Origin of the sequence: Paraglaciecola marina (assembly GCF_004360155.1) — a bacterium.
In the GTDB taxonomy this organism is placed as follows: domain Bacteria; phylum Pseudomonadota; class Gammaproteobacteria; order Enterobacterales; family Alteromonadaceae; genus Paraglaciecola; species Paraglaciecola marina.
This window is the reverse complement of record NZ_ML178720.1, coordinates 12,675-37,173: the sequence shown is the minus strand read 5'-3', so window position 1 is coordinate 37,173 and position 24,499 is coordinate 12,675. Positions and strand designations below refer to the sequence as shown.

At 40.9% G+C, this 24,499-nt stretch carries 22 protein-coding genes; 14 read left to right on the top strand and 8 right to left on the bottom strand.

Going from position 1 to position 24,499, the window contains the following annotated elements:
- Window positions 1-95: 95 nt before the first annotated feature.
- The 3 genes from EOK74_RS00145 to EOK74_RS00135 all read left to right on the top strand — a co-directional run bounded on the left by EOK74_RS00145 (window position 96) and on the right by EOK74_RS00135 (window position 2,401).
- A complete protein-coding gene (locus EOK74_RS00145; protein WP_133467802.1) occupies window positions 96-644 on the top strand; it encodes an RICIN domain-containing protein in 549 nt (182 codons plus the stop codon).
- 112 nt (window positions 645-756) lie between these two features.
- Window positions 757-1,863: a DUF3500 domain-containing protein gene (locus EOK74_RS00140; protein ID WP_133467801.1), complete on the top strand. Its 1,107-nt coding sequence runs from the start codon at window positions 757-759 to the stop codon at window positions 1,861-1,863.
- Between the two features lie 112 nt (window positions 1,864-1,975).
- Window positions 1,976-2,401: a hypothetical protein gene (locus tag EOK74_RS00135; protein WP_133467800.1), complete on the top strand. Its 426-nt coding sequence runs from the start codon at window positions 1,976-1,978 to the stop codon at window positions 2,399-2,401.
- Between the two features lie 14 nt (window positions 2,402-2,415).
- Here the strand turns inward: EOK74_RS00135 and EOK74_RS00130 are convergent, their stop codons facing one another.
- Together EOK74_RS00130 and rlmE are read right to left on the bottom strand one after the other, a co-directional pair.
- Complete coding sequence (locus EOK74_RS00130; RefSeq protein ID WP_133467799.1) at window positions 2,416-4,053, bottom strand: NAD(P)/FAD-dependent oxidoreductase; 1,638 nt, start codon at window positions 4,051-4,053, stop codon at window positions 2,416-2,418.
- A gap of 119 nt (window positions 4,054-4,172) precedes the next feature.
- The gene (gene rlmE / locus EOK74_RS00125) at window positions 4,173-4,793 is read right to left on the bottom strand and encodes a 23S rRNA (uridine(2552)-2'-O)-methyltransferase RlmE (protein WP_133467798.1); all 621 of its coding nucleotides are present in this window, start codon (window positions 4,791-4,793) and stop codon (window positions 4,173-4,175) included.
- Window positions 4,794-4,979: 186 nt separating this feature from the next.
- Between rlmE and EOK74_RS00120 the strand changes: the two genes are divergently transcribed.
- Complete coding sequence (locus tag EOK74_RS00120) at window positions 4,980-5,723, top strand: TrmH family RNA methyltransferase (RefSeq protein ID WP_133467797.1); 744 nt, start codon at window positions 4,980-4,982, stop codon at window positions 5,721-5,723.
- A gap of 8 nt (window positions 5,724-5,731) precedes the next feature.
- Here EOK74_RS00120 and EOK74_RS00115 read toward each other — a convergent pair whose 3' ends face one another.
- Window positions 5,732-6,418, bottom strand: coding sequence for a sulfotransferase family 2 domain-containing protein (locus EOK74_RS00115; RefSeq protein WP_133467796.1), 687 nt, complete (start codon window positions 6,416-6,418; stop codon window positions 5,732-5,734).
- A gap of 335 nt (window positions 6,419-6,753) precedes the next feature.
- Complete coding sequence (locus tag EOK74_RS00110) at window positions 6,754-7,842, bottom strand: CFI-box-CTERM domain-containing protein (RefSeq protein ID WP_133467795.1); 1,089 nt, start codon at window positions 7,840-7,842, stop codon at window positions 6,754-6,756.
- 281 nt (window positions 7,843-8,123) lie between these two features.
- Here EOK74_RS00110 and nrtS (EOK74_RS00105) point away from each other — a divergent pair, with 281 nt between their 5' ends.
- A complete protein-coding gene (gene nrtS, locus EOK74_RS00105; protein ID WP_133467794.1) occupies window positions 8,124-8,330 on the top strand; it encodes a nitrate/nitrite transporter NrtS in 207 nt (68 codons plus the stop codon).
- 408 nt (window positions 8,331-8,738) lie between these two features.
- Here nrtS (EOK74_RS00105) and EOK74_RS00100 read toward each other — a convergent pair whose 3' ends face one another.
- Window positions 8,739-10,172, bottom strand: coding sequence for an ATP-binding protein (locus EOK74_RS00100; protein ID WP_133467793.1), 1,434 nt, complete (start codon window positions 10,170-10,172; stop codon window positions 8,739-8,741).
- Window positions 10,169-10,840, bottom strand: coding sequence for a response regulator transcription factor (locus EOK74_RS00095; RefSeq protein ID WP_133467792.1), 672 nt, complete (start codon window positions 10,838-10,840; stop codon window positions 10,169-10,171). The genes EOK74_RS00100 and EOK74_RS00095 overlap by 4 nt, the downstream gene beginning before the upstream one ends.
- A 182-nt stretch (window positions 10,841-11,022) precedes the next feature.
- Here EOK74_RS00095 and EOK74_RS00090 point away from each other — a divergent pair, with 182 nt between their 5' ends.
- The 4 genes from EOK74_RS00090 (at window position 11,023) to nrtS (EOK74_RS00075) (ending at window position 14,498) form a co-directional block, all read left to right on the top strand.
- Window positions 11,023-11,784, top strand: coding sequence for a glycosyltransferase family 2 protein (locus EOK74_RS00090; RefSeq protein WP_133468225.1), 762 nt, complete (start codon window positions 11,023-11,025; stop codon window positions 11,782-11,784).
- Entirely contained in the window at window positions 11,777-12,496 is a 720-nt protein-coding gene (locus tag EOK74_RS00085; RefSeq protein WP_239023949.1) for a TVP38/TMEM64 family protein, read from the top strand. Before EOK74_RS00090 ends, EOK74_RS00085 begins: the two co-directional genes overlap by 8 nt.
- Entirely contained in the window at window positions 12,493-14,223 is a 1,731-nt protein-coding gene (locus tag EOK74_RS00080) for an ArnT family glycosyltransferase (RefSeq protein WP_133467791.1), read from the top strand. Before EOK74_RS00085 ends, EOK74_RS00080 begins: the two co-directional genes overlap by 4 nt.
- A gap of 68 nt (window positions 14,224-14,291) precedes the next feature.
- The gene (gene nrtS, locus EOK74_RS00075; RefSeq protein WP_133467790.1) at window positions 14,292-14,498 is read left to right on the top strand and encodes a nitrate/nitrite transporter NrtS; all 207 of its coding nucleotides are present in this window, start codon (window positions 14,292-14,294) and stop codon (window positions 14,496-14,498) included.
- Between the two features lie 188 nt (window positions 14,499-14,686).
- Here the strand turns inward: nrtS (EOK74_RS00075) and EOK74_RS00070 are convergent, their stop codons facing one another.
- Window positions 14,687-15,979, bottom strand: a complete 1,293-nt coding sequence (locus EOK74_RS00070) for an aminotransferase class V-fold PLP-dependent enzyme (protein WP_133467789.1) — start codon at window positions 15,977-15,979, stop codon at window positions 14,687-14,689.
- A gap of 94 nt (window positions 15,980-16,073) precedes the next feature.
- Complete coding sequence (locus tag EOK74_RS00065) at window positions 16,074-17,300, bottom strand: dicarboxylate/amino acid:cation symporter (protein ID WP_205964436.1); 1,227 nt, start codon at window positions 17,298-17,300, stop codon at window positions 16,074-16,076.
- Between the two features lie 203 nt (window positions 17,301-17,503).
- Here EOK74_RS00065 and EOK74_RS00060 point away from each other — a divergent pair, with 203 nt between their 5' ends.
- The 5 genes from EOK74_RS00060 to EOK74_RS00045 all read left to right on the top strand — a co-directional run bounded on the left by EOK74_RS00060 (window position 17,504) and on the right by EOK74_RS00045 (window position 24,339).
- On the top strand, window positions 17,504-18,403 hold the full coding sequence (locus EOK74_RS00060; RefSeq protein WP_133467787.1) for a LysR family transcriptional regulator: 900 nt from the start codon (window positions 17,504-17,506) through the stop codon (window positions 18,401-18,403).
- A 208-nt stretch (window positions 18,404-18,611) separates the two neighbouring features.
- Window positions 18,612-18,746: a hypothetical protein gene (locus EOK74_RS21150; protein WP_275404646.1), complete on the top strand. Its 135-nt coding sequence runs from the start codon at window positions 18,612-18,614 to the stop codon at window positions 18,744-18,746.
- A 276-nt stretch (window positions 18,747-19,022) separates the two neighbouring features.
- Window positions 19,023-19,217, top strand: coding sequence for a hypothetical protein (locus EOK74_RS00055; protein WP_133467786.1), 195 nt, complete (start codon window positions 19,023-19,025; stop codon window positions 19,215-19,217).
- A 212-nt stretch (window positions 19,218-19,429) separates the two neighbouring features.
- Window positions 19,430-23,053, top strand: a complete 3,624-nt coding sequence (locus tag EOK74_RS00050; RefSeq protein ID WP_133467785.1) for a hydantoinase B/oxoprolinase family protein — start codon at window positions 19,430-19,432, stop codon at window positions 23,051-23,053.
- 71 nt (window positions 23,054-23,124) lie between these two features.
- Window positions 23,125-24,339 (top strand): Nramp family divalent metal transporter, encoded by a 1,215-nt coding sequence (locus tag EOK74_RS00045; RefSeq protein ID WP_133467784.1) that lies wholly within the window; start codon window positions 23,125-23,127, stop codon window positions 24,337-24,339.
- The last annotated feature ends 160 nt before the right edge of the window (window positions 24,340-24,499 follow it).

Here is a 24,499-nt window from a genome sequence, read left to right as displayed (position 1 = left end):
AAGTGTAAATAATGTGCAAGTTATTCATGGTTAAGTAATTAACCTTAAAGATGACACTGGGCCTGTTTAAAAAAATTTTAACCAAGGTAATGATTATGAAAAAACATCAATCCATTGGCATGTTCCTTTTAACATGCTTGCTATGTTTATCTGCTGCTGTTCAGAGCAGTGAGAAGTTAGTAGAAGTAAGGCTTGTGGATGATATTGATGAGGCTAGAGGTTATTGCCTTGATGTAGCCGGAGGACAAGGCACCCGCGCACCGCTTAATAAAGGTTTACAAGCCCATACTTGTTATGACTACAAAGGTCGTTTGTTAGAGGACCAAAGTTTTGATCCTGCCCTTATCAAGGAAAACATGTTCAAACTTCCTTATTTTGATGTGTGTATGCAGGCCTCATCGTTGCAAGCTAGTGCAGCAATTGAGCTGGCTAAATGTAATGGCGCCAGCAATCAAGAATTTTCGTTACAGCAAGATGGGCATCTAGTGCTAGTTGCCAATCCTGAACTTTGTGTGACAGCTAACATGAACCATAAAAAAGAAGGCCGCGGTGGAAGGCCTGTTCATGTAATGCGCTCTCTTTCTTTGCAAGTTTGCAGTGACCAAGCCGCCCCTTTTCAAATTTGGACGACCTTAAGTTTGTAGGCTGAGGATTAGCCTTAAATTAACCAACAAAATACACCGGGTTCAATGCCCTTAAGTTTGAGCACGGATTTTACTTTTACATTTTATTTAAACTATAGGAGTGCCTTCTGGCATGTTTAAACTAAAACCTTTATTCTCAAAAACAAGTTTGCTTATTAATACTTCACTGCTTGTGCTCATGACGAGTTGCGGTAGCTCAGACTCCACAGACACCATAGTTGATCCAGTCGATTCAGAAACCGAAGAGACAGAAAGCGCTTATACCTACGCAGACTGTAGCGAGCTAACTGTGCAAGTTGAGCTAATGACATGTTTGGCCGAAAACCTACTTTCGACTCTGACTACTACACAAGTCGATACTATGCTGAACGATTTAACTGAGACCAATGCCACTGAATCTTGGTCTAACTTACCTGCAGGTTCATTCGACTATAACGGTATCCTAATTGACGACCTGAGCGATGAAGCGCAAGAAGCGGCAGAAGCATTACTAGATGCCGCCTTAAGTGACCAAGGTAATCAAACCATGGAAGAAATTCGTTTAGCAGACGAATATCTAAGCACATTTGATGGCAATGTTTACGGTGAAGATAACTACGCAGTCGCCTTTTTAGGTACACCTTCAACAGACGAAGCTTGGATTGTTGAATTTGCTGGCCACCATTACACATTTTTCGCAAGCTACAATGCAGAGCCAGTTAGCTTAACCCCTAACTTTGTTGCGGTAGAGCCGGTAACGTGGACTGATGGCGGCGAAACATACTCACCAATGGCACAGCATCAAGAAGCCTTAGTTGCTTTATTTGACAGCCTTGATTCTGGGCAGTTAGTAACAGCTTTATTACCAGATGTATATGACGACGTATTAGTTGGCCCTCAAGACGATGGTAATTACCCTGAAGAGCAAGAAGGTTTAAGTGTTGCAGAGCTAAGCGATGCACAAAAAGATCTAGTGATTGCTGTAATAGAAGCTTACGCTGGCGATGCAAACGGAACTGGCCAGTTTGCTAATTACACAAGTGATGAGCAGTTAGACTTAACTTACATTGCTTATGGTTCATACCCAGATATAACCACTCAAGACTCTTACGCAAGAATTGACGGTCCAAATATTTGGATTGAGTTTACTGTTCAAGGTGGTGTGGTGTTTAGTGACAATCATTACCATAGTATCTGGCGTGATAAAGAGCTAGATTACGGCGGAAACTTCGATCTTTAATAGGTTTACCCCTTAAATGAAAAGCTACATTAATAACAAAACGTCCATAGCATGCTTATGCTATGTGGCGTTTTGCCTACTATTTTTTACCCAAGTGAGTCATGGGCATCCCATGTCATCCTCGCAAGTCGAGGTGAATGTATTACCAGACTCAGTCCTGTTAACTTTGCGGCTACCCAATAACCGGTTAGGTGCGGCACTTAGCACAGCGCCTACTATAGGTAACCTTCATGATTACGTTATAAAGAATGTGAATGTTCACTCACAAAATTCTGGGGCTAAGGTTTGGCAACAAAAAATCACTCAAGTAGTTGAACCAGACTCCCATAATTACTGGCAAGTAGATGTCACGGTGACGCCCCCAAAAGGCGAGAGTCCAAGTGTTTTTGATATTGATTACAGCGTTATCACCGAGAGGATCATCACCCACAAAGCAAAATTTTGGTTAATGCCCCAAGGCACAAGTAAAGAGGTTCCAGAATTTTTAGGCACCTTAAGAGGCCATTACACTCAGTTGTCTGTAGGCGAATCCTATTAGCTTTTGAGAGTAAACTAGTCTTTGACTATATCTAAAGCTACGGCTTCAGCTATACGGATACCGTCTATGCCTGCAGACCAAATTCCGCCTGCGTAACCTGCACCTTCTCCTGCTGGGTATAAACCTTGTACGTTGACACTTTGAAAGCTTTTGTCTCGTTTAATACAAATAGGTGATGAGGTGCGGGTTTCCACTCCAGTTAATAGCCCGTCTGCGCGAGCAAAACCTTTTATCTTTTTATCAAAGGCGGGTATGGCTTCACGAATAGCCTCAGTAACAAAGTCAGGTACTACTTTGCTTAAATCGGTAAGTGTTATACCAGGAGTGTACGAAGGCTTTATTTCGCCTTCTGCTGTGGTTGCACTTGATTGATTCGCTAAAAAGTCACCTATGTATTGGGCGGGAGCGTGGTAGTTTTCACCGCCAACCTTAAAGGCTAATGACTCTAAGTTACGTTGTAACTCTATGCCAGCTAAGGGGTGATCTGGATAGTCTTTTTCAGGGGTGATGCCCACAACAATAGCACTATTCGCGTTGCTTTCGTGCCTTGTATATTGGCTCATGCCATTGGTAACCACGCGGTTTGGCTCAGAGGCCGCAGCTACCACTGTTCCTCCTGGGCACATACAAAAACTATAAACAGAACGTCCATTCTTGCAGTGATGTACTAGTTTGTAGTCGGCTGTTCCTAAAATTGGATGGCCGACGTTATCGCCAAAGCGACAGCTGTCTATCATGGTTTGCCTGTGCTCAATCCTAAAGCCTACAGAAAAAGGCTTAGCTTCTATGTATACGCCTTGTTTATAAAGGGCTTCAAAGGTATCGCGAGCACTGTGGCCTATGGCTAAAATAACGTGCTTACAGCTGAGGTACTGGTTGCCAGACAGGAATAATCCTTTGATTTTACGAGTGTCCTTGTCAGCGTCATCTTGGCCTTCAAAATCAAGCTTTTCAACTCGGGTACTAAAGCGAAACTCTCCCCCTAGCTCAATAATGGTTTTACGCATGGCCTCCATCATATTGATGAGTTTATAGGTGCCGATATGAGGTTTGCTAACGTACATGATTTCTTCTGGGGCACCGGCTTTCACAAACTCTTTTAGTACCTTGCGACCATAGTGTTTAGGATCTTTTATTTGGCTGTAAAGCTTGCCATCAGAAAATGTACCAGCACCGCCTTCTCCAAATTGCACATTTGACTCTGGGTTGAGATCATTCTTTTTACGCCAAAAACCAAAGGTATCTTTGGTGCGTTCCCGTACTACTTTACCGCGCTCTAAAATAATAGGTTTAAAGCCCATTTGCGCAAGGGTAAGAGCCGCAAGTAAACCGCAAGGCCCAAGACCGACTACTACAGGGCGTTCCTCTAAGTCTTTAGGTGCTTGGGTAACAAACTTATAGTCCATGTCTGGGGTTAAGCGTACATGCTGGTCTTTTTCAAATTGGGCGAGTAGGGCGTCTTGGTTCGTTACTTCAACGTCTAAGGTGTAGATGAGCTGAATATTTTTGTTATTACGGGCATCGTAACCACGTTTGAACATATCAAAAGACACAAGCTCATTTTGAGTAATGTTAAGTTTGCTTAAAATGGCAAGCTCAATGGCTTGTTCGTCATGGTTTAGGGGTAATTTGATATCAGTTAAACGCAGCATAGTAGACTTACTCTTGAAAACGCCGGACAGCCTCTCTGTCAGGGCGTTGTTATTTTAAATCAGCCGCGCTGTGATAGATAGATGTTTAACCTAGGGTTTGGGCGTTAAGGCTAAAAGTATTAACCTTTAAAGCCTTTAGCGACTACGTAAACTTCACGTGAGCGGGGGCGTGATGCCTCGGGTTTGCGGATAACTACTTTATTAAAAGATGCACGTACATCTTTAACATAAGCTTCGTAACCCACCCCTTGAAACACCTTAGCGCAAAAGCTGCCATTAGATTTAAGGACATTACGGGCCATATCTAAAGCAAGCTCAACTAAATAAATTGAAGAGTATTGGTCTGTGGTTTTTACGCCGCTTAAATTTGGGGCCATGTCTGAGACCACCACATCCACTTTTTTGTTATCTAGGGCTTCTAATATTTGGTGGTACACAGATTCTTCGGTGAAGTCACCTTGAATAAAGTGTGCACCTATAATGCTGTCCATAGGCAAAATATCAGAAGAAATTAGCTGCCCTGAATCTCCGATCACAGGGGCTATGACTTGTGACCAACCGCCGGGAGCGGCACCTAAATCCATCACAGAGTCGCCACTTTTGAAGAGCTTGTCTTTGTTGTTTATTTCAATGAGTTTATAACTTGCGCGAGAGCGATAGCCATCAGCTTGGGCTTTTTTTACATAAGGATCACTGACGTGTTCGTCCATCCATTTTTTACTGCTTGCTGATTGGGCCATTTTTTATTCACCTATTGCTCACGCTAAAACGATGCATATTGTAAGCCCGCAGCGGGTATTTTCCAATTCATTGGGCTGACAAATCACCCCTTTATTTGCAATTAAGGTTTTAGCCTGACTTGAATTGAGCAAACAGTTATAATTCAGCCAATTGAAACCCCTATCAGGGTAGTTAGGCAAGGTGATATGAAATTAGACGACGTAAAAAAGCTGCACCAAAAGAAATACCGTTCGCAACTTGGTTATTACCTAGTAGAAGGTGAACACCTAATACTTGAGTTACAAAAAGCAGCACTGTCTCAAAAAGACCTTAACAATATCACCTTATATGTTACCGAGGACTACCAAGACTGGACTGGGTCGCTGCAGTTTGATTTTACGCTGGTGGTAGTGACTACCAAGCAAATGGCGCAGTTAAGTAATACTAAGTCACCCCAAGGTATTATTGCTTGTGTGCCTTTACCAAAAGCAGCAGAAAGTGAGCAAAGTACCTCAAAGGAAGAGCTTTGTATTTATCTACATGAGGTGCAAGACCCCGGGAATTTAGGAACAATACTACGAAGCCTAGCCTGGTTTGGGAACTTTAAACTACTGCTAAGCGCCAACAGTGTGGATCCATACAACCCTAAGGTAGTTAGGGCGAGTATGGGGGCCATTTTTCATGTGCCCATTGAGCTTGATGTTGAGCTTGACGCGTTACAAAAGCGCTTTACAAAATTTGCTTACCTAGACATGCAAGGTAAGCCTATCAATACTGCTGAATTTTCCCAATACGATTGTTACTTATTCGGTAACGAAGCCCGTGGTGTACCAAAAGATGCACTAAATCAATGTGATGCTGAGGCTTTTACCATACCCGGCAATGGCACTATAGATTCACTGAATTTAGCAAGTGCCGTCAACATGTGCGTGTATCAGTTATCGGTTTAACTCTGAGTCTAAAACTCATATCCGTGCATAGCTATTTCTCGCGAAAAGGCCCTTGCAATATGATCTTTTTGTGCAGGGGTATACACTTCTTGATATGGCCGCTTGTCGGCTCGGTAAGCACCTTTTGCCCTCACGTTTAGGCCATTTTCAAAGGGAATAGCAAGCTCTTTAAATACTTCACCTAGGTGCTGTTCCAACTCTTCAAATTTTAGAACGCGGTCCACCATTAAAGCGCCTGTGTTATCTAGGTATTTGGGAGCATTATGGCAAAGTTTACCGTAGTCTAGATATTGGTCGAATGTCATGGTGTTACCTTGGCGCTTTCGTCTCATATGATATTGAGATAAAGACTTGTCCCATGGGTTACGGTCAACACAAAATTTGTAATAGCTATTCCAGATACGAGTTGGAATACGGTGTTTAACATTCATGGCAGAGGAATGATTACGGAATTTTTTGGCTTTCATCAAATCCCACATAATAGACACTTTCTCTTTTGTGGGGACTTTACCTAGCTCAGGTAATGGGTTCCACAACCCTTTATGATGCTGCGCTTTGTGGGGCTCCACTCTAGGAAAAAGAGGCGTTAGTACATCCTCTTCACCACAGAATTGCGAGAGGTAATGCTCGATACTGGTACCGGCTGTTTTTATGGTTTTGATGAATATAAATTTGTGTTTGTGGCTAATTATCACTGATGTGTCCGTGCTGAGTGTCAATATACTTTTTACTATGACCATGAGTATAAGAATAAGTTTTCCCATATCAAGAATATGAGTTCGGCGACTAGTATACAGGGTTTGTGGTATCAGTTAGGTAGGATCAGCCAGTTAATTTGTTGAGGTGGGCCTATTTTTTAGGTAAAAATTATACCAATAATGTGATTACCTAAGTTTGCTTTTGGCAAACATTGGCGGGTTACTCTTACCTTATAAGTGAGGCTTTGGGGGCAAAATCCAGTAAATGCCATAAACGGATCAACAGCTTTACTTAATACCCCCCAGTTTATTATGGTTTTTAAGGCTATTGTCTATACATTCAAATATTGCTCTTCTAACCGTTTCATCATGGCTTTATAGCGCCAAAGAGCGAGCTTATTTAACTTGAACCTTGCCAAAATTGCCGACGGCAGAATATCTTTAAAATATAGACTCAAGAGTATATTGGATTTGTACTCCTTGTTATTGATAACCTGCAGTAATTTAGGTGCAGTGTCGTAATATTTATCGACCAGTGATTTGCCGTTAGGCAATGTCAAAAGATAATTATCTCGAAAAGCTCTTAATTGCGTTAACTCCCAGCAATCATCCGTAAGACCAATATGGCCACATGTTGCACTGGTAACAAAACAATCATCATATTCACACATGTTTTGGGCTAGTTTTTTAGTTAAGGGGATATGCAGTGATAAGGATTCTTTGATGAGCTCTAGCAATCCCTTGGATGGGATATCTAGATAATACATAGGCCTGTCTTCAAAGGTATAAGCAAGTATGAGCTTTTGTGAAAGAAGCAAGGGATCAAAATCAAAGCTTACCTTCATTTTGCTTTGTGATATGTCCGCGTCAACCACTTTATTGATATTCGGTGATGCGCCATCTGTCATAAGGTGCAAAGTAGCCAATGAGCTTTGGGTTATTGACCTACCGTTTACAATATACTGCCCTTTCTGCCCTGGCTCTTTACTCTCATATCTAATGGTGTTCCCAGGTATATCGATATTTTGCAATATATCATTCACCACAAAGTCTGTATTGGGTCGCCCATCTTTTATTGTAATTTTTATTTCGGGGTTTAGCGGTGCTTTTTTTGAACCAAATGCACTTGTTACAAATTGGTCATCAGCATACACATCTAAGTAACTAGGTTTGCTAGGGGACTCGCTATCTTTATACTCTGCATATATTGATAGCGCTTCAGCAGGCTTAAAGTGATTTTGGCTATTGATGAGCGTAATACTAATATCTTGGGCGGTGATCTTAGCACGCCACGCCCCTTTTTCTAAGTTTTCGGTTTCACACTTGGGCAGGCTTGTTTGCCCAAATACTAAGTTAGACTTGGCAAAGGTTAATGGGACTAGGCTAAGTGCACCAAGAAAGCGGCGTCGTGTGTTGGACATACAAATTCTTACAGTTTTTGGATTATGTTTCGAAACCATAAACAACTTGCTTAGTACCTGTCAATGTAAGGGCGTAATCACAGGTTATACGTGTGTATTACAGCCCGCTACCTTGGGCAGTTAATCATGATTATTAATTAGGTTGCCAAAACTATAGGTAATAGAAAATGAAAGTTTTTACAGTAAAAAAGGTCTACTGTGCAACAAGATAGAAACAGGTGAACGCTTGATATGGCCATCACGAAAAAACAGTTNAAGATAGAAACAGGTGAACGCTTGATATGGCCATCACGAAAAAACAGTTAAAAACAGCCATTTACATCAGCATAATTGTCGGTAGTTTGCTAACCCTTATAAATCAAGGTGAAGCCTTTGTGGGTGACGCTGAACTAAACTGGTTTAAGGTGATCACTACCTATATGGTGCCTTTTTGTGTATCTATGTATTCAAGCATAATGGCAACCAGAGACACCATAAAAAAACCTTAAACTGGTTGAAGTGGCTTGTACCACTTAAAGTTAACAAGGTAAAAATACGTCATTAAGGACGTATAAAACTACTACTTCAAACTTTATGTATAAAATTTACTTTTGCTCTCTAGCTTATTACTAATGAAGAGTAGGGACTTTAAAATAACTCAGGCCCCTTTGAATGCTTACATAGGCTATTTAGATCTTGAATAGTTTACACGGGTAGCCTCAAATATTATTTTTTGTACATTTCGGTAATTAAAGTACTAAGGTTACATACCCCCAAAATGTAGCCACTAAAATAAGGCTAAGCGTCACTAGGGCAGAGCCTAAATCTTTTGCCAGTCCTGATAGCTGGTTCATATCAAGGCTGATACTTCGCTGGGCTTAAACTGAAATCCTCGACGATTAAACTTGTATGTAACCTTAAGGAGTTGGCTGTTGAGGTAAGGATACGGTGAAGCTAATGCTGCCATTATCTAAGGCAACAGAAATACTTCCGTCGAGGGCTGCACAAAAAGATTTAACTATGGAAAGCCCTAGGCCAAAGTTAGACGTGCTAGTGCGGGCGCTATCTTTTTGCCAAAGTGGATCAAACATCGCTTTTAGATCTTCTTCTACTAAAGGTTCTGTGCATATGTTTGTAATCGTAATGCATACCGTATTCTCAATGTTTTGACTTGCACTGAGAAAAATCAAGCTATTTGCCGGGCTGTAAACTAAAGCGTTGTTGATTAGGTTGCCAAGTATGGTTTCAACTGCGAATAAATTTGAAGTTAAAGGGGGAATGTTTTCGTTGCCTGAATAGCTAATACGCTGTTGATCCGATTCGATTAAACGTTGTATTACTTGAGTTAAATCGAAAACGTCAGTGCTTTCAAATGCGTCACTGCTATACCGGTGTAATAGCAAAATATTAGATACTACATGTTGTAGTCTTTTACCCACATTTAATACTTCTGGAGTAAAGGTTTCGAGGAACTTTTTGTCTTCAGGAAAACGAATGGCTACTTCGGCCATGCTCACTAGTTCAGCAATGGGGGTTTTTAGTTCATGGGCAATGTCAGATGCTAATCGTTGCTCTTTTTGATATAAGCTTCTGTTTTCTCGGATGAAAGTGTTAAGGCTTTGCTGTATAGGTTGCAACTCTTCGACTTGCTGATTAGAAATTAGCTCTGTAGTTTTGTCTGCCAAGCTCATACCTTTAATATTCTCGGTCAGCTCGTTTAAGGGCTGTAGTCCACTTCTGACAGCACGGGTGACTAAAATTCGCACCATCAACACTACGATAAGCGCAGCTACAATAAAGCTGATATCAATTAGATAAGCGATAAATTCTAATTTTTCAGCTGACATAGCATATGCGATAAGCATTGAACTTTGAGTAGTACCAGACTCTTTTAAAAAGCTTTTAAATGCAGCTCGATGGGTTGAATTGACCTGAGGTAAAAATCGATAATATAAAATTAATCCAGAGCGGCCATCGGGTAGAGTGATTTCTTTAACTCTTTTTTCACCTAGTTTTAATCCAATGTTGGCGAATGCTTTGTTGCCAAAGAGTTCAAGTGTATGCGAGCGTTCAAATACACTTGAGTTATGCCAAAGTTGGAAATATTCAGGATCTTCTTCACCTTCAAATTCAGGCATAAACTCACCTGCAAAATCGAACTCTATACCTTCTTGATTTTCACTGACTAGGGTAGTTAACAATTTGGTTTTGTTTTCCATGGCCCGTTCAAACTCACCATGCACCCAAGTATCAACGGCTATATCAGTTACTAACAGTATAGCGATGATGACTAAGGTCAGTGATACCGATAACGAACGGACTAGGGTGCGATGAATTGATTGGGGTTTCATTCTGAAATCATGTACCCAAAACCGCGTTTAGTGTGAATAGGTAACTCACCTCCTGATACTTTGGTTTTTTTTCTGGCTGAAGATAAATGGGCTTCGATGGAATTTTTGGATACAGCGTCATATTGACCTGAAATATGTTCACTGAGCTTTTCAGCGGTCACTATGGTGTTTTGGTTGGTGAACATACATTCTACTATCTTGTATTCATTGGGTGTTAAATCAATAAACTTGTTATTGCAGCGCAGAGTCTTTAACTGCAGGTCTAAGGTTATACCGTTGATATCTATTTTATCTATATTTTTCCGTAAAGTGCCACGGCGCAATAAAGATAATAAACGTGCATGTAATTCGTCGAATGAAAAAGGTTTGGTGAGGTAGTCGTCTGCACCAGCTAGTAACCCTTTTACTCTATCTTCTGGGGCGCTTTTAGCAGAAAGTAATAACACTCGAGTATCATTGTTATTTTGGCGTAGAGTTTTTAACAAGGTTATGCCATCGATACTTGGCAACATAATGTCTAACACTATGACTTCGTAGTTGCCGGTGAGTGCCATGCTTAAGGCCTCAGAACCGTCGGCGGTATCGTCTACCGTAAACCCCAAATTTTTTAATCCGGTAGTCAAACTTCTACGAAGTGACGCTGAGTCTTCAACCAATAGGACTTTCATATCTACCTGTTTCAATTAAATTTTTTGTAATTTTCTAGTATCAAACTTAAGGTTTGCTTTAGAAGTACTGAATGTTTGCCAAGCTACTTATTTTTCAGACAATCTTAAGCTGTTCTTAAGTATATCTGAATAACCTGCGGCCATAGAATTTTATATAGGATGGTCGGTTGACCGCTTGGTTTATGAAAGAAAGCATATTAATTAGTGTGGTTATTCCCGCGAAAAATGAAGCAGAAAATATCGAGACGTTAGTTCATGAAATTATCACACAATTCAATACGCGACACGATTTTGAAATAGTGTACGTAGATGATGGTAGTACTGACTTAACCGCTCATCAGGTAAATGCTTCAGTTTTGGCGTTTCCTGGGAAAGTCCGCTTGATACAACATGAAGAAGCTGTTGGGCAAAGCACTGCAGTTTATTCCGGTGTGTGTCATGCCTATGGTCAAACCATAGTAACCTTAGATGCAGATGGCCAGAATGATCCTAAAGATATTCCTAAACTATTACAGAGGGCTGAAACCTATCCTGTTGGGGCAGACTTTTGTATCGCTGGTTACCGTAAAAACCGTAAAGATACACCATGGAAACGCTTTCAGTCTCGTATTGCAAATAAAGTGCGTTCGACTCTGTTGAATGATTGCACCCCCGATACTGGCTGCGGCCTAAAGGTGTTTCCTAGAAACACGTATCTAAAGCTACCCTATTTTGACCATATGCATCGTTATTTACCTGCATTGATACAGCGAGCTGGTGGCACTATCGAAGTGGTTGAGGTTAGTCATAGAGACAGGCGGCACGGTGAGTCTAAATATGGAATGTGGGGCCGCTTGTTTGCTGGGTTAATTGACATGTGTGGTGTGATGTGGCTACAACGTAGAACAAAGTTACCCACTTTGAAAGAATCAGTAACATTAGAAAATGTGACTAGCCATGAGTAAGCCGCAGACTGCTAAGCCTTGGTATAAACACGGGCTGCTTGTGTTTGGTTTTTGCATTGGGGTGGGAGTGTTGATTCAGCACAGTGGTATTTTGTCTGAGTTTAATCAAGCTTGGATTGACCGAGATGTACGTAACAATGGAATGTTAGGTGGCTGCTATTTTATTTTTATGGGTGTACTGCTCACTGGTTGCGGGGCCCCTCGCCAAGTGGTGGCGTTTCTCGGTGGCTACGCTTTTGGTTTTACTCTTGGGGTTTTATTGGCGTTATTTGCCACGTTATTGGGCTGTATCATGGCTTTTTATGTCGCCAAGTTTATTGCTAGACCATACGTACTAAAACGATTTGAAAAACAAGCTAGCCGTATTGACCGCTTTTTAAGTACCCAAGCGATACAAAAAACTATTGTTATAAGGTTGTTACCAGTCGGGAGCAACCTAGTAACTAATATGGCTGCAGGCCTGACTCAGGTTAAATCAACGGCTTTTTTTACAGGCTCTCTGATTGGGTACTTACCGCAAACTGTTATTTTTGCCTTGCTTGGAAAAGGGGTTTTGATTGGTTCACATTGGAAGATTATGGCCAGTATTGTGCTGCTGCTTGTGTCTAGCTATATCAGTTTTATGTTGTTTAAAAAGCAAAAAATCGCCCGCTCGTTACAATGTGACGGAGTGCAGCAAGCATCTACTTTTATTTCTTCAAAACAGTCATGAATATTTCAGTTAAGCCACACCCATACATCACAACGAATGTGAGCCAATTACTTTTGTCGTCTTACTGGCCACTTATTATTACAACATTAAGCATAATTTTGGTTGGGTTAGGTTTACGGGATCCGTGGCCTGCCGATGAACCTCGCTTTGCACTCATAGCCAAAGAAATGATAGATACAGGACAGTGGTTTTTCCCTGCACGAGCACAAGAGTTATATCCCGATAAACCTCCCATTTTTATGTGGTCAATTGCATTAATTTATTGGATTACGGGGTCGATTCGATTTGCCTTTTTACTGCCATCGGCACTTTGTTCTATATTAACTGTGTATTTAACCGTAGATATAGCGAAACGACTTTGGAGCAAAGACGTTGGGTTAGTAGCTGGTTGGTTATTGTTATTTAGTTTCCAGTTTACACTGCAAGCCAAAACCGCTCAAATTGACGCTATGGTATGCGCATGGATGACGTTAGGGTGTTATGGATTATTAAGATTCTGTTTAGATGATGGTCAATATTTTTGGTACCTGATTGCATGGTTTTTTATGGGGGTTGGCGTTATCACTAAAGGTGTAGGGTTTTTACCCCTACTGATGTTGCTGCCTTATTGGATTTATCGATTTCAGGCCAAACAACAGCAACCAATTGTTAATGTTCCTACTTGGGCTTGGTGGTGTGGCCCACTCGCCATGTTGCTGGCTATCAGCTTATGGTTTATTCCTATGCTATTAATAGTCAATGCCTCAGATAATGGCGCGTACGAGCTGTATCGTGACAATATTCTATTGAAACAAACTGTCACCCGATACACCAAATCTTGGCATCATATCAAGCCTGTATGGTATTACCTTGTTTCAGTCATTCCGGTTTTTTGGTTACCCGTTAGCTTAATGATCCCTGTATTAATTAAACCTTGGATGCAAGCTTTTAAAGCACTAGAACCACGAGTCATTCTACCTTTGGGATATGTGGCTTTAGTTTTAGTTTTTTTTAGTATTAGTCCAGGTAAGCGTGGCGTATACATTTTACCTGCTCTGCCTGTTTTTGTACTAGCAGTTGCCCCTTATTACAAACAGTTATTTAAAACCCGATGGTTGATTAACCTAATGTTTTGCATAGCTGGGATGTTAGCTTTGACGCTAACTATTACAGGGTTAATGGGAGTGTTTAATGTTGAGTTTATGACTCGATTTGCCTCAAAGTTAGAACTTGAACCTTGGTATTTCTTTTGTATTACAGGGGGATTGGGAATAATTAGCTTGTTGCCTATTTTGCGTAAAAACCGATTATTGGCTTGGCCACTATTTATGAGTATTTTATGGGTGACCTACAGTACTTACGGTTATCAACTCCGTAACTCTATAAGTACGCCTATCAGCATTTACCAAGAAGCTAGCAAATACCTTAGCGAAGATTCAAAGCTTGCGTTAGTGGACTTTTCTGAACAATTCATTTTATTTTCACCATATACTATTTACCATTTCGGATATTACACAACGCCACAACGTCAACTGCTTGCTGCGTATCAGTGGCAAAGCAGTGAAGACAAATATTTATTGCTTGAAGAAAGGTTAATTGACGGTAAGTGTTACGATATTGAAGCGACCATAGACTTAGGTTTCGCCCATAGGCGACATTGGTATTTAGTACCTAAATTAGCTAAAAAAATAGGGTGTGAAGATTCAAAATATCAGCTTCGTGAATATATGTATCAATCAAAGCTTTAATAACTTGCTCTGTTGGCTGTCATAGTCGTTGCATAGCGGTGGTAGTAATTCATTTAGAGAAGGCTGTTGTGCCGTTCACTAAAAAAACAGCCATTTACATCAGCATAATTGTCGGTAGTTTGCTAACCCTTATAAATCAAGGTGAAGCCTTTTTAGGTGATGCTGAACTAAATTGGTGTAAGGTGATCACTACCTATATGGTGCCTTTTTGTGTATCTATGTATTCAAGCATAAAGGCAGCAAAAGATATAAAAAAAGCTGAAATAGTTGACTAGAGAAAGCCAAAATTGGTTTCCTAGCTGCTATTAGCAGAAATGGTTATAGCAGCCAGTCAGTAGTCCGCAGAATACTAGAATCCAGGTACCCTTTAAATCACGCCAATATATTATAAATTTAATGTTCACGTTCACAAGTCATTCTGTGTGAGTCACTCACTTTGGATTTTAAAAACTCACAATAAACATCAGCAGGCTCTTTCATCACAAAGTGTTTTTGTTATTTTTAAAAACGCTTCAATGTCCTCAGTGCTATGGCAGTGAATAGGGGATACTCTGACAGAGCCTTTTAAGCCAAACGACTCCAGCATTCTCGATGAATAAGGGCTTGATAGTAGGCGTTCAAAGGTAATAACTCCAGCGGCTTCATACATTTCTACCGCTTGTTTATCGTCTAGATTGTCAAAGCCAATGGCCATTATGAAATCTTTTTGGGTGAGGTCTTTACAGTCTAAATAGGCATGAACACCTTCCATATGCCTAATTCCTTGTACATTCGATGTTCCTTCAAGCATTGCGTGCATTAGTGCTCTTTCATGCAACTTAATTCTATTCATACCCTCAACAAAAACTGTCCTATTGTCGGTTGATGAGATGTATTGCCTACCAATCCAACAAACATAATTAAACACTTCTGTAATAGCGGCAAAATGCCCCGGGGCAGGACTGCCTAGTTGCCAGTAATCATAAGGTTTAGCAATTAATTTATCGTGTGATACTTTGGACAATCTCTCAGATACATAGCCAACGCCAAAGCCTCTGGGACCAAAAAATTTATAAGGTGCGAAGTTGATGCCGTCGACAGGTACCTTGCTGACATCAATAATCCCATGGGGAGCATGCTGAACAGCATCTGCTACTATGTAGAGACTTGGCTTTATTTTTCGAGCTTGAGCAACAATTTGTTCCGCATCCAACAACGCGCCTGAGATATTAGACGCATACATAAAAGTCAGTAAACAAGTATCTTGGTCAATTAGCTTTACTATTTCGTCTACATCAACCCCCCCAGTTAACGGGTTTGTTTTAGCTACTCTTAATTCTTTACCTGTTTTTTGAGCATACGAAACCATAGCATCATAAGCCGATGGGTGTTCTAGCATAGTGGTAACCACGTTGCCCCCTGGAATGTTTTCCATGACAGCTCTAACCATATCAAACATAACCATTGACGCAGTAAGTGATGTGACGATGCTTCCTGAGTGGCTATTCAGAATAGTTTCGATGGATTTATATCCCTCTTTTTGTTTATCCATTAGCCATTTAGCAGTACCGTTGTTGTGTTCAGGGCAATCGGGTAAGTCGTCTAATTTTTTAAAACAATGGCTCGCTGCTTTTAACCTAAAAGCGCCACCTGAATTATCGAAAAACAGCCTTCTTTTGTTGCTAATAGGGTCAATGTCCACATGATAAAATTTATCTTTGATTTCTTTTATCATGAGGTCACTAAAAAGTTCACCATGCTCTATCTTGTTGTTCATTACTCACGTCCTTACAACTGACTTTCATCTGAAAATCAGTCTATACATTCTTAAATGATTAAATTTCTAAAGCGACATCAATACCACGGCTAAGCTAATTTACTTTGGGCTTCACTGCGTTATTGGCTGTACCCTCCTCGAAAAGGTTTTCTAAGCGGGCGATACACAGTGTTGAAACCATGTCTCCTGTTACATTCAGAGTAGAGTGGCCCATATCTATAATTCTGTAGATGGCAGCAATCAAACCAATAATGTGAGCGGGTAATCCCATAGTATTGAGTAGCATAACCATCATAACGATGCCACCACCAGGAATACCTGGGGATCCAATTGAAATTAGCGTAGCCATTATGATGGTCATAAATTGTTCAAATAGTGTCATTTCAACACCATATATTTGAGCGACAAAAATGATACCAACAGCAAAATACACTGCTGCGCCATTCATGTTGATTGTTGCACCCAAAGGAAGAGAAAAACCCGCCAGTTCACTTTTAACACCAAATTTCTCTTCTGCTACTTTCATGGTGACTGGCAGAGATCCTGAGCTGCTAGTGGTACTTGCTGTGACTGCCCACACTTCTGGTATATGTTTAAAGAACTTTTTTAAGCTGACTTTGGCGATGAACTTCAACATAAAGACGTATAAAAATAAAACAACACATATCATGCCCACATAATCAGCCAAAATAAACTTCGCTAATGGTCCAAATATCTCTAAGCCATACTCTCCTACTGATGCGGCTATTAATGCGGCAACACCATAAGGGGAAAACGTCATGATAACGCCTGTGACTTTAAGCATTATCTCAGTAAGGTTATCCACTATCTTTTTCGTTGGTTCGCTTTTTTTACTCATTAGTGTCATACCCACACCAAAAAAAGCTGAAAATACAATAATCTGCATTAAGTTACCCTCAGCAAGAGCTTGTATAGGATTAACAGGTACCATGTTAAGAATTGTTTCTGAGAAGCTCGCCATTTCTTTTATTTCGACAGATTCCGTTGAAATATGGCTTATTTCAAATCCATTTCCAGGCGCTAGTAAATGTGCAACTGCTAGCCCAATCATTCCAGATAAAGCTGTGGTGACGATATAAAACAGTAATGTTTTAGTACCGACTCGTTTTAACTTGCCAATATCTCCCATGTTGGAGATTCCGCTAGCGATAGAAAATGCCACTAATGGGACGACTATCATTTTAATAAGGTTTAAAAATAAGTCGCCAATGGGTTTTATAAGCATGGCTTGTTCTTTAAAAAATACGCCCGCCAAAATGCCGATGGCAAAACCAATAAAGACCTTTGTACTTAATTGCATCTTTTTCTTTATCATAGTTACACTTCTTATTAAGTAATCATGCTGCCAATTTAATTCTGCTTGGGAGGCTCACCTCTTAGCTAGCTTATCAATATGTATGAGTTTTAATTTATCACCATTGTTAATATATAAATAATGAATTAACCTGCCCTTATATATGAATATTTTTAATATTTTGAGTGACTTAGCATTATGGTGAATTTATGACTGTTGAGCAGATTGAAACCTTTTTGATGATAACTCAAACGAAGAGCCTCTCAGCTGCCGCTCAAAACCTTTGTATTTCTCAGTCTGCCGTTAGCCACAGAGTGAGAAATTTAGAAGAGAAGCTTGGCTGCGAGCTATTGATTAGAGCGCGAGGTGAGAAGTTTGTCAGCCTGACATTAAAAGGTGAGGAGTTTATTGAAATAGCGACTCGCTGGAAGGCGTTATGGAATGAAACCAAACTCTGGACCAAACAAGAGTCTAAAGTAAATTTAACTCTAGCCAGTGTTGATAGCTTAAACACTTGCGTTTTTTCAGGGCTATATAAGGATCTTATCAATAGTGATAATGTCATATCGCTCAATGTAAGTTCACACTGGACCAAAACAGTGTATGACTTAATTGAACGTTATGAGGCTGATATAGGGTTCACTATGAGTTCATTAAAATCCCCCAATGCCATTGCCAAACTGCTATTTAAGTCAAGGGGGGTAGTAATATCTTCAATATCATCAAAATACCCAGCAGAAGTTCACCCCCATGCTTTAAAAACCTCTGATGAAATACTATTTTCTTACATACCTGATTACGATGTTTGGCATAATAGCTGGTGGGGAAACGATCAAAACGAACACTCTAGTGTGGATACAGTATCTTTACTATTTACCATGTTTGATTTAACTGAAAAATGGGCAATAGTACCAATTTGGATTGCGCGGATATTCGAAAAACAGCACTCAGTTAAAATTTCGGAACTTTCGGTGCCAGCTCCCGAGTATGCTTGTTACCTAGTGTCAAATAGATATCCAAAATCGAGTAAGATAAAAACAATTGAAACCTTTTCGATAGCATTGGGTGCATATATGAAGACAGAGAGCTTCTTAAATAGCATTAAATAATTGCCCAAAAGATGGCAATCCATTATTAAAACTTGAATTACATTATCAGTGCAAAAACTTAGCTGCATTTTTTGAAGATGCACAGCAGGTTTGTCTTTCTTACAATTGTTTCGATGATAACCTTGGACCTTCAAATATCATTATTCCCGTTTTTGGTGGCTACTTTTGGCAATATTATCGTCATCCAGACGCTTCTAAGTTTATAGATTTGTTAGAGAGGTATTTTACTGGAAAAACACCCGCAGATTTTGAGCGACTTGAGGATTTAGAAGCTGGTGCTACGTATCAAATTATTAAAGGTAATCATAAAGAAGCATACCTATGGGTAGACCGCATTTTATAGACTGGCCAGTTGACCTCAATACTAGATACGCTGATTTTTGACCACACCCGAAACACACCTAGGCACATAGAAGCAGAAGCAAAGCTCGAGACCATTCGGGCCCCGTTGCGTAATGCAATAATTAAACAATTGGCTCATCCAAAACCTAGCTGTAGGTTATTTGCCATAAACATGCAGATTATCGCTGTATCATTGTTAATCATAAAACGCTAGCAAAATACAGATGTTATGATAGTATTTATTGTGATAATAAAATTTACTGAATGGGTAGATGGTATGAATACTGTTGAATCTAGTAACTCGAACGTTAAAAATAGCGAACACAAAGAAGCAAATTGTGTTGAGCAGGCCACTGTGCTGCCCAATTTTTCACGCAACAAAGTGCCGCTTAGCTGTGATGATGTGAATACTCGAATTATTGTGTCCTTGGCGAGTGAAGAATTGAGTAGCTACGTGCCAGGATACAATTAGCATTAGCTTGCTGGGCGGTTTAAATACGCCTAAGAATATTTTGTAGTAGCAAGCCTACCTAGTTTGGGCTGGTTTATAAGTGGATGTTTACTATTTGATTTAACGTTTTGAGCAAGTGCAAAAGGGTTTATTTCGACATTTAGTTTAACATTGCTGTTAGATGGTATTCAATTTTACCCATTTGAAATAGGTTTTCTGTGCCTGGAGTGTTTATGAGTTTGAATCAAGTTACCCAATCTGTTCGAAAGTGGCAATTTTGGATTGATAGAGGTGGAACCTTTACAGATATTGTAGCTAAAGATCCTCTTGGCGAATTGCATACTAAAAAATTGTTATCTGAAAACCCAGAAGCATATGATGATGCGGCGCTGCATGGGATCAGAGGTTTTTTGAATCTTGGCTCTGACGATGAAATCCCCACGGCAGAGATAGAAGTCGTAAGAATGGGCACGACTGTTGCCACCAACGCCTTGCTAGAAAAAAAGGGTGAGCCAACTGTACTCGCTATTAGCAAGGGCTTGGGTGATGCTTTAGAGATAGGTCACCAAGCTCGCAGTGATATCTTTGCGTTAAATATTAAAAAGCCTGATCTTCTATATAATCAGGTTGTTGAAGTTGAAGAGCGCGTTGGCGCTGAGGGTGAGGTGCTTACTCCCTTAAATCTTGAGCAAACTCGTGCTCAATTGACTAAAGCTTATCAAAAAGGCTTTCGTTCAATCGCTATTGTTTTTATGCACGCCTATCGTTATCCCGCCAATGAGCAACAAGTTGCCGACCTTGCTCGTGAAATAGGTTTTACGCAAGTTTCTGCAAGTTGTGAAGTGAGCCCGTTAACTAAGATTGTCCCAAGGGGAGAAACCACAGTTGTTGATGCTTATCTGACTCCTATTCTTCGTAAATATGTTGATCGTATCGAAAATGCCATAGGGGCTAAGGGTGAGCAGGGTAAGTTACTGTTTATGCAATCTTCTGGTGGACTGACTGGGTCGCACCTATTCCGTGGACGAGATGCAATTTTGTCTGGCCCAGCTGGTGGTATTGTGGGTGCTGTGCATACCGCAAGACTAGCGGGTTTTGACAAAATGATTGGCTTTGATATGGGCGGTACATCGACAGATGTTTCTCATTTTGCTGGCGAGTACGAGAAGGTCTACGAGACAGAAGTAGCCGGTGTGCGCATGCGAGTACCCATGATGTACATTCATACTGTTGCCGCTGGTGGTGGTTCAAAACTTACCTTTGATGGAGACCGTTTTCGAGTGGGGCCAGAGTCGGTGGGCGCAAACCCTGGGCCTGCTTGTTACCGCCGCGGGCAGCAACTTGCTGTCACCGACATCAATCTTTGTTTAGGTAAAATCCAAGCTGATTATTTTCCAAGTATTTTTGGACCACAGCAAGACTTACCACTAGACAAACAAGCTTCTGTGAAAGGTTTTGCGGCCATTGCTGAGCGCTTAGGCGGAGATAAATCTGCACAAGAAATTGCGGAAGGGTTTCTTGATATTACGATTGAGCACATGGCTCAAGCCATTAAAAAAATCTCGGTTGCTAGGGGGTATAACCTTCAAGAGTATGTACTTAATTGCTTTGGTGGCGCTGGAGGGCAGCATGCCTGCTTAGTGTCTGAACGTTTAGGTATGTCTAAAATATTTTTGCACCCCTTGTCTGGCGTGTTATCGGCATATGGTATGGGGTTAGCAGATATCTCTACCGAACAGCAGCATGTGTTTGGAAAACCTTTAGGCGCTGATGAAATACAAGAAGCCGTAAACGATTTTGAGTCAATGGCCGCTGTAAATAGCGATGTTTTAATGGAACAGGGCTTAAATAAAGACGAGATTCTTCATACACGTTGGGCCCAGTTAAAGTATCAAAATTCAGATTCTACTATTCAAGTACCCCTTAGCGATCATCAAAAGATGCAAGGAGAGTTTGAGAAAATTCATAAAAGGCAGTTTGGCTTTATCTCACCAGAAAAGAACATCCTAATCGATACTATCGGGGTATTGTCGTCTGTAAAAGGTGATGCAAACGTAGAATCTGCAGCGACAGATTCAGAGCCTAGTATCTTGGTGCCACAACGCACTGAAATGATGTTTAGCAAAGGCCAGTGGCACTCCACTCCTATTTATCTAGCCACTCAACTTAAGCACGGCCATGAATTTACAGGGCCCGCTTTGATTATAGAGAATACGGGGACAATTGTTATTGAGCCCGGTTGGCAGGCTGCGGTTAATAAATATGGACATTTGGTATTGAGCAACGTGCAAGAGAGTACCAAGCGAAATACCAATGAAGGCGATAAATGCGATCCGGTTACCTTAGAAATTTACAATAACTTGTTTATGTCTGTGGCAGAGCAGATGGGGCTGGTGCTGCAAAATACTTCGCAATCGGTAAATATTAAAGAGCGCTTAGACTTCTCATGTGCGCTATTTGATAACCAAGGAAACTTGGTGGCTAATGCTCCTCACGTACCTGTGCATTTGGGCTCTATGGACTCCTCGGTAAAAGTTATCATTGAGAGTGACCAAGAGATAAACCCAGGTGATGTGTTTGTACAAAATAACCCATACAACGGCGGCTCACATTTACCTGATATTACTGTGGTAACGCCTGTTTTCAATGAAGCTGAAGACGAGATTATTTTTTATCTGGCAAGTAGGGCACACCACGAAGACATAGGTGGCATAGCACCAGGCTCTATGTCGTCTAAGGCTACTAGTATAGAACAGGAAGGGATTATCTTAGACTGTGTGAAGCTAATGGATAGAGGCACTTTTTTAGTTGATGACATAACCAAAAGGCTGTCAGATGGCCCCTATCCAGCTAGAAATATCAGCCAGAATGTGGCGGACTTAATGGCACAAGTTGCCGCCAATAATACCGGTGCAAATGAGTTACTTAAGCTAGTGAACGAAAGCAGTGTAGAAACTGTGCATGCATATATGCGACACATTCAGCGAAGTGCTGAAGCATCAGTGCGTAAAACAATCTCAAAGCTTAACGATAGTGAGTTTACATATAAGCTTGATTCGGGAGCTGTGATTGCATTAAAAATCACTGTAAACAAAGAAGAGGGTAGTGCCGTAATTGATTTTGAAGGCACATCTGGCCAACTAGATAACAACTTTAATGCACCTAAGGTGATTACTCACGCAGCGGTACTTTATGTGTTTAGGTGTTTGGTTGATGATCAGATCCCACTCAATGCTGGGTGTTTAAAACCCATCACAATTAAGGTCCCCAGTCGCACCTTATTGAACCCAGAATATCCAGCTGCTGTCGTTGCTGGAAATGTAGAAACCAGTCAAGCAGTCACTAATGCGTTATTTGGTGCTTTAGGAGCACTTGGTTCAAGTCAGGGCACCATGAACAACCTGACCTTTGGTAACCAGAAGTATCAGTATTACGAAACAATATGCTCTGGCAGCCCAGCAGGCCCAGGGTTTGACGGTGTGGCAGCGGTCCATACTCATATGACTAATACTCGTATGACAGACCCAGAAATCATGGAGCAAAGATACCCAGTTATTTTAGAAGAGTTTTCTATTCGTCGTGGCTCTGGTGGTAAAGGTAAATGGAATGCTGGTGATGGTATTTATCGCAAAATAAGGTTTGAGGATGAGATGGAGTGTTCGATTTTATCAGAGCACCGAAAGTACCCTCCCTTTGGCGTGAAAGGTGGGCAACCAGGGCAAATTGGCTGTAATTGGATTGAACGTAAAAATGGAGATAGGGAGATGCTTGGTGGTTGTGGTCATGCCAAGGTCTTACCCGGAGATTCGGTTAATATTGAATCTCCAACTGGTGGGGGGTATGGCGAAGTAAAGTAAACAGCCCCTAATAATAAAGGCAATACCTTCCCTCTTTTTTAAGGGGGAATGGATACTCAGGAGTTGAGATTGTGATAACAAAACTAAGAAATTTAGGACCAGGTGTATTAGTAACAGCTGCATTTATTGGTCCTGGCACAATTACCGCTTGCACGTTAGCCGGTGCAAATTTTGGCTATGCTTTGCTATGGGCTCTGCTTTTTGCCACATTATCAACCATCATTTTGCAAGAAATGGCGGTTCGTTTGGGAATAGTAGCGCAACAAGGGCTGGGGGAAGTGCTTGTTAATATGTTTAGCGCTTCAGTTTTTAAATGGCCTCTTATTTTACTGATAATTATCGCGCTTTACGGGGGGAACTCCGCTTATGAAGCAGGTAACTTAGCCGGAGCGGCTATAGGTATTCAAGCGATAGTAGGTGAAACCACAGACAGCTACACTGCCTCAATATTGATTCTTAGTATTGTTGGTGCTTGCATACTGCTGCTTGGGTCTTATAAGCAAATCGAAAAGGTATTGATTGGGTTAGTGAGCTTAATGGGGCTTTCATTTGTGCTGACTTTCTTTTTTGTGCAGCCGAGTATCCTTGATATTTTTAAAGGGCTAGTTTTCCCCGAAATACCAGAAGGTGGTTTGCTTACGGTTATCGCGCTAATTGGCACCACAGTGGTCCCTTATAATTTGTTTTTGCACGCCGCTGCCGCCAGAAACCATTGGCATAGTTCAGAGCAATTAAGTGATGCTAAAAGTGACACTATTGTATCTATTGGGCTAGGGGGGCTGATTGCTATTCTTGTTGTCTCTACGTCTGCTGCAAGTATGTTTGCCCATGGTTTATCGGTTAATAGTGCAGCTGACATGGCGCATCAATTTGAGCCCTTGTTTGGCTCTTGGTCTAAGTATTTGCTAGGCGTAGGTTTGTTTGCCGCTGGGCTGAGCAGTGTAATTACTGCGCCCTTAGCAACCGGCTATGCCATTTGTGAGGTGTTAAAACTTAGCAGTGAAAACAAAGGAGCCGCTTTTAGAGGGATCAGTTTAAGCGTGATAGCAATTGGTTCTTTGCTGGCTTTAACGGGTGTAAAGCCTGTTACTGTGATCCTTTTAGCGCAGTTTGCTAATGGTTTGCTTTTACCTATTGTTGCTTGCTTCTTGCTTTATGCCATGAACAACAAGCAATTACTTGGTAAATATGCCAACTCTTTAAAAGCAAATATTCTTGGCGGTATAGTTGTACTTATCACCGCGGGTTTAGGTGCAAAAATGGTGTTTAGTGCCCTAGGCATATAGGTCCAGTTGCTCCGTATTATATGAACTTTTCGGGCTGCAGTTTCTGTTAAAAACTTAACTACTGCAGCCTAAATCTCTATTACTGGTTACTCTTTGCGCTTATTTCATTGAATTTGCGACTTACCCTAAGGATTAGTGCCCTTTAATAGTGGGTATATAA

What these genes read in the sequence shown, in the direction of transcription:
- EOK74_RS00065 (WP_205964436.1), bottom strand. Translation starts at nt 17,300, where the DNA reads ATGCAATTAAGTACAAAGGTCTTTATTGGTTTTGCCATCGGCATTTTG.
- EOK74_RS00130 (WP_133467799.1), bottom strand. Translation starts at nt 4,053, where the DNA reads ATGCTGCGTTTAACTGATATCAAATTACCCCTAAACCATGACGAACAA.
- EOK74_RS00085 (WP_239023949.1), top strand. Translation starts at nt 11,777, where the DNA reads ATGAGTAAGCCGCAGACTGCTAAGCCTTGGTATAAACACGGGCTGCTT.
- EOK74_RS00060 (WP_133467787.1), top strand. Translation starts at nt 17,504, where the DNA reads ATGACTGTTGAGCAGATTGAAACCTTTTTGATGATAACTCAAACGAAG.
- EOK74_RS00090 (WP_133468225.1), top strand. Translation starts at nt 11,023, where the DNA reads ATGAAAGAAAGCATATTAATTAGTGTGGTTATTCCCGCGAAAAATGAA.
- EOK74_RS00140 (WP_133467801.1), top strand. Translation starts at nt 757, where the DNA reads ATGTTTAAACTAAAACCTTTATTCTCAAAAACAAGTTTGCTTATTAAT.
- EOK74_RS00120 (WP_133467797.1), top strand. Translation starts at nt 4,980, where the DNA reads ATGAAATTAGACGACGTAAAAAAGCTGCACCAAAAGAAATACCGTTCG.
- EOK74_RS00055 (WP_133467786.1), top strand. Translation starts at nt 19,023, where the DNA reads ATGAATACTGTTGAATCTAGTAACTCGAACGTTAAAAATAGCGAACAC.
- EOK74_RS00050 (WP_133467785.1), top strand. Translation starts at nt 19,430, where the DNA reads ATGAGTTTGAATCAAGTTACCCAATCTGTTCGAAAGTGGCAATTTTGG.
- EOK74_RS00110 (WP_133467795.1), bottom strand. Translation starts at nt 7,842, where the DNA reads ATGTCCAACACACGACGCCGCTTTCTTGGTGCACTTAGCCTAGTCCCA.
- EOK74_RS00095 (WP_133467792.1), bottom strand. Translation starts at nt 10,840, where the DNA reads ATGAAAGTCCTATTGGTTGAAGACTCAGCGTCACTTCGTAGAAGTTTG.
- EOK74_RS00145 (WP_133467802.1), top strand. Translation starts at nt 96, where the DNA reads ATGAAAAAACATCAATCCATTGGCATGTTCCTTTTAACATGCTTGCTA.
- EOK74_RS00100 (WP_133467793.1), bottom strand. Translation starts at nt 10,172, where the DNA reads ATGAAACCCCAATCAATTCATCGCACCCTAGTCCGTTCGTTATCGGTA.
- EOK74_RS00070 (WP_133467789.1), bottom strand. Translation starts at nt 15,979, where the DNA reads ATGAACAACAAGATAGAGCATGGTGAACTTTTTAGTGACCTCATGATA.
- nrtS (WP_133467794.1), top strand. Translation starts at nt 8,124, where the DNA reads ATGGCCATCACGAAAAAACAGTTAAAAACAGCCATTTACATCAGCATA.
- EOK74_RS00135 (WP_133467800.1), top strand. Translation starts at nt 1,976, where the DNA reads ATGTCATCCTCGCAAGTCGAGGTGAATGTATTACCAGACTCAGTCCTG.
- EOK74_RS00080 (WP_133467791.1), top strand. Translation starts at nt 12,493, where the DNA reads ATGAATATTTCAGTTAAGCCACACCCATACATCACAACGAATGTGAGC.
- rlmE (WP_133467798.1), bottom strand. Translation starts at nt 4,793, where the DNA reads ATGGCCCAATCAGCAAGCAGTAAAAAATGGATGGACGAACACGTCAGT.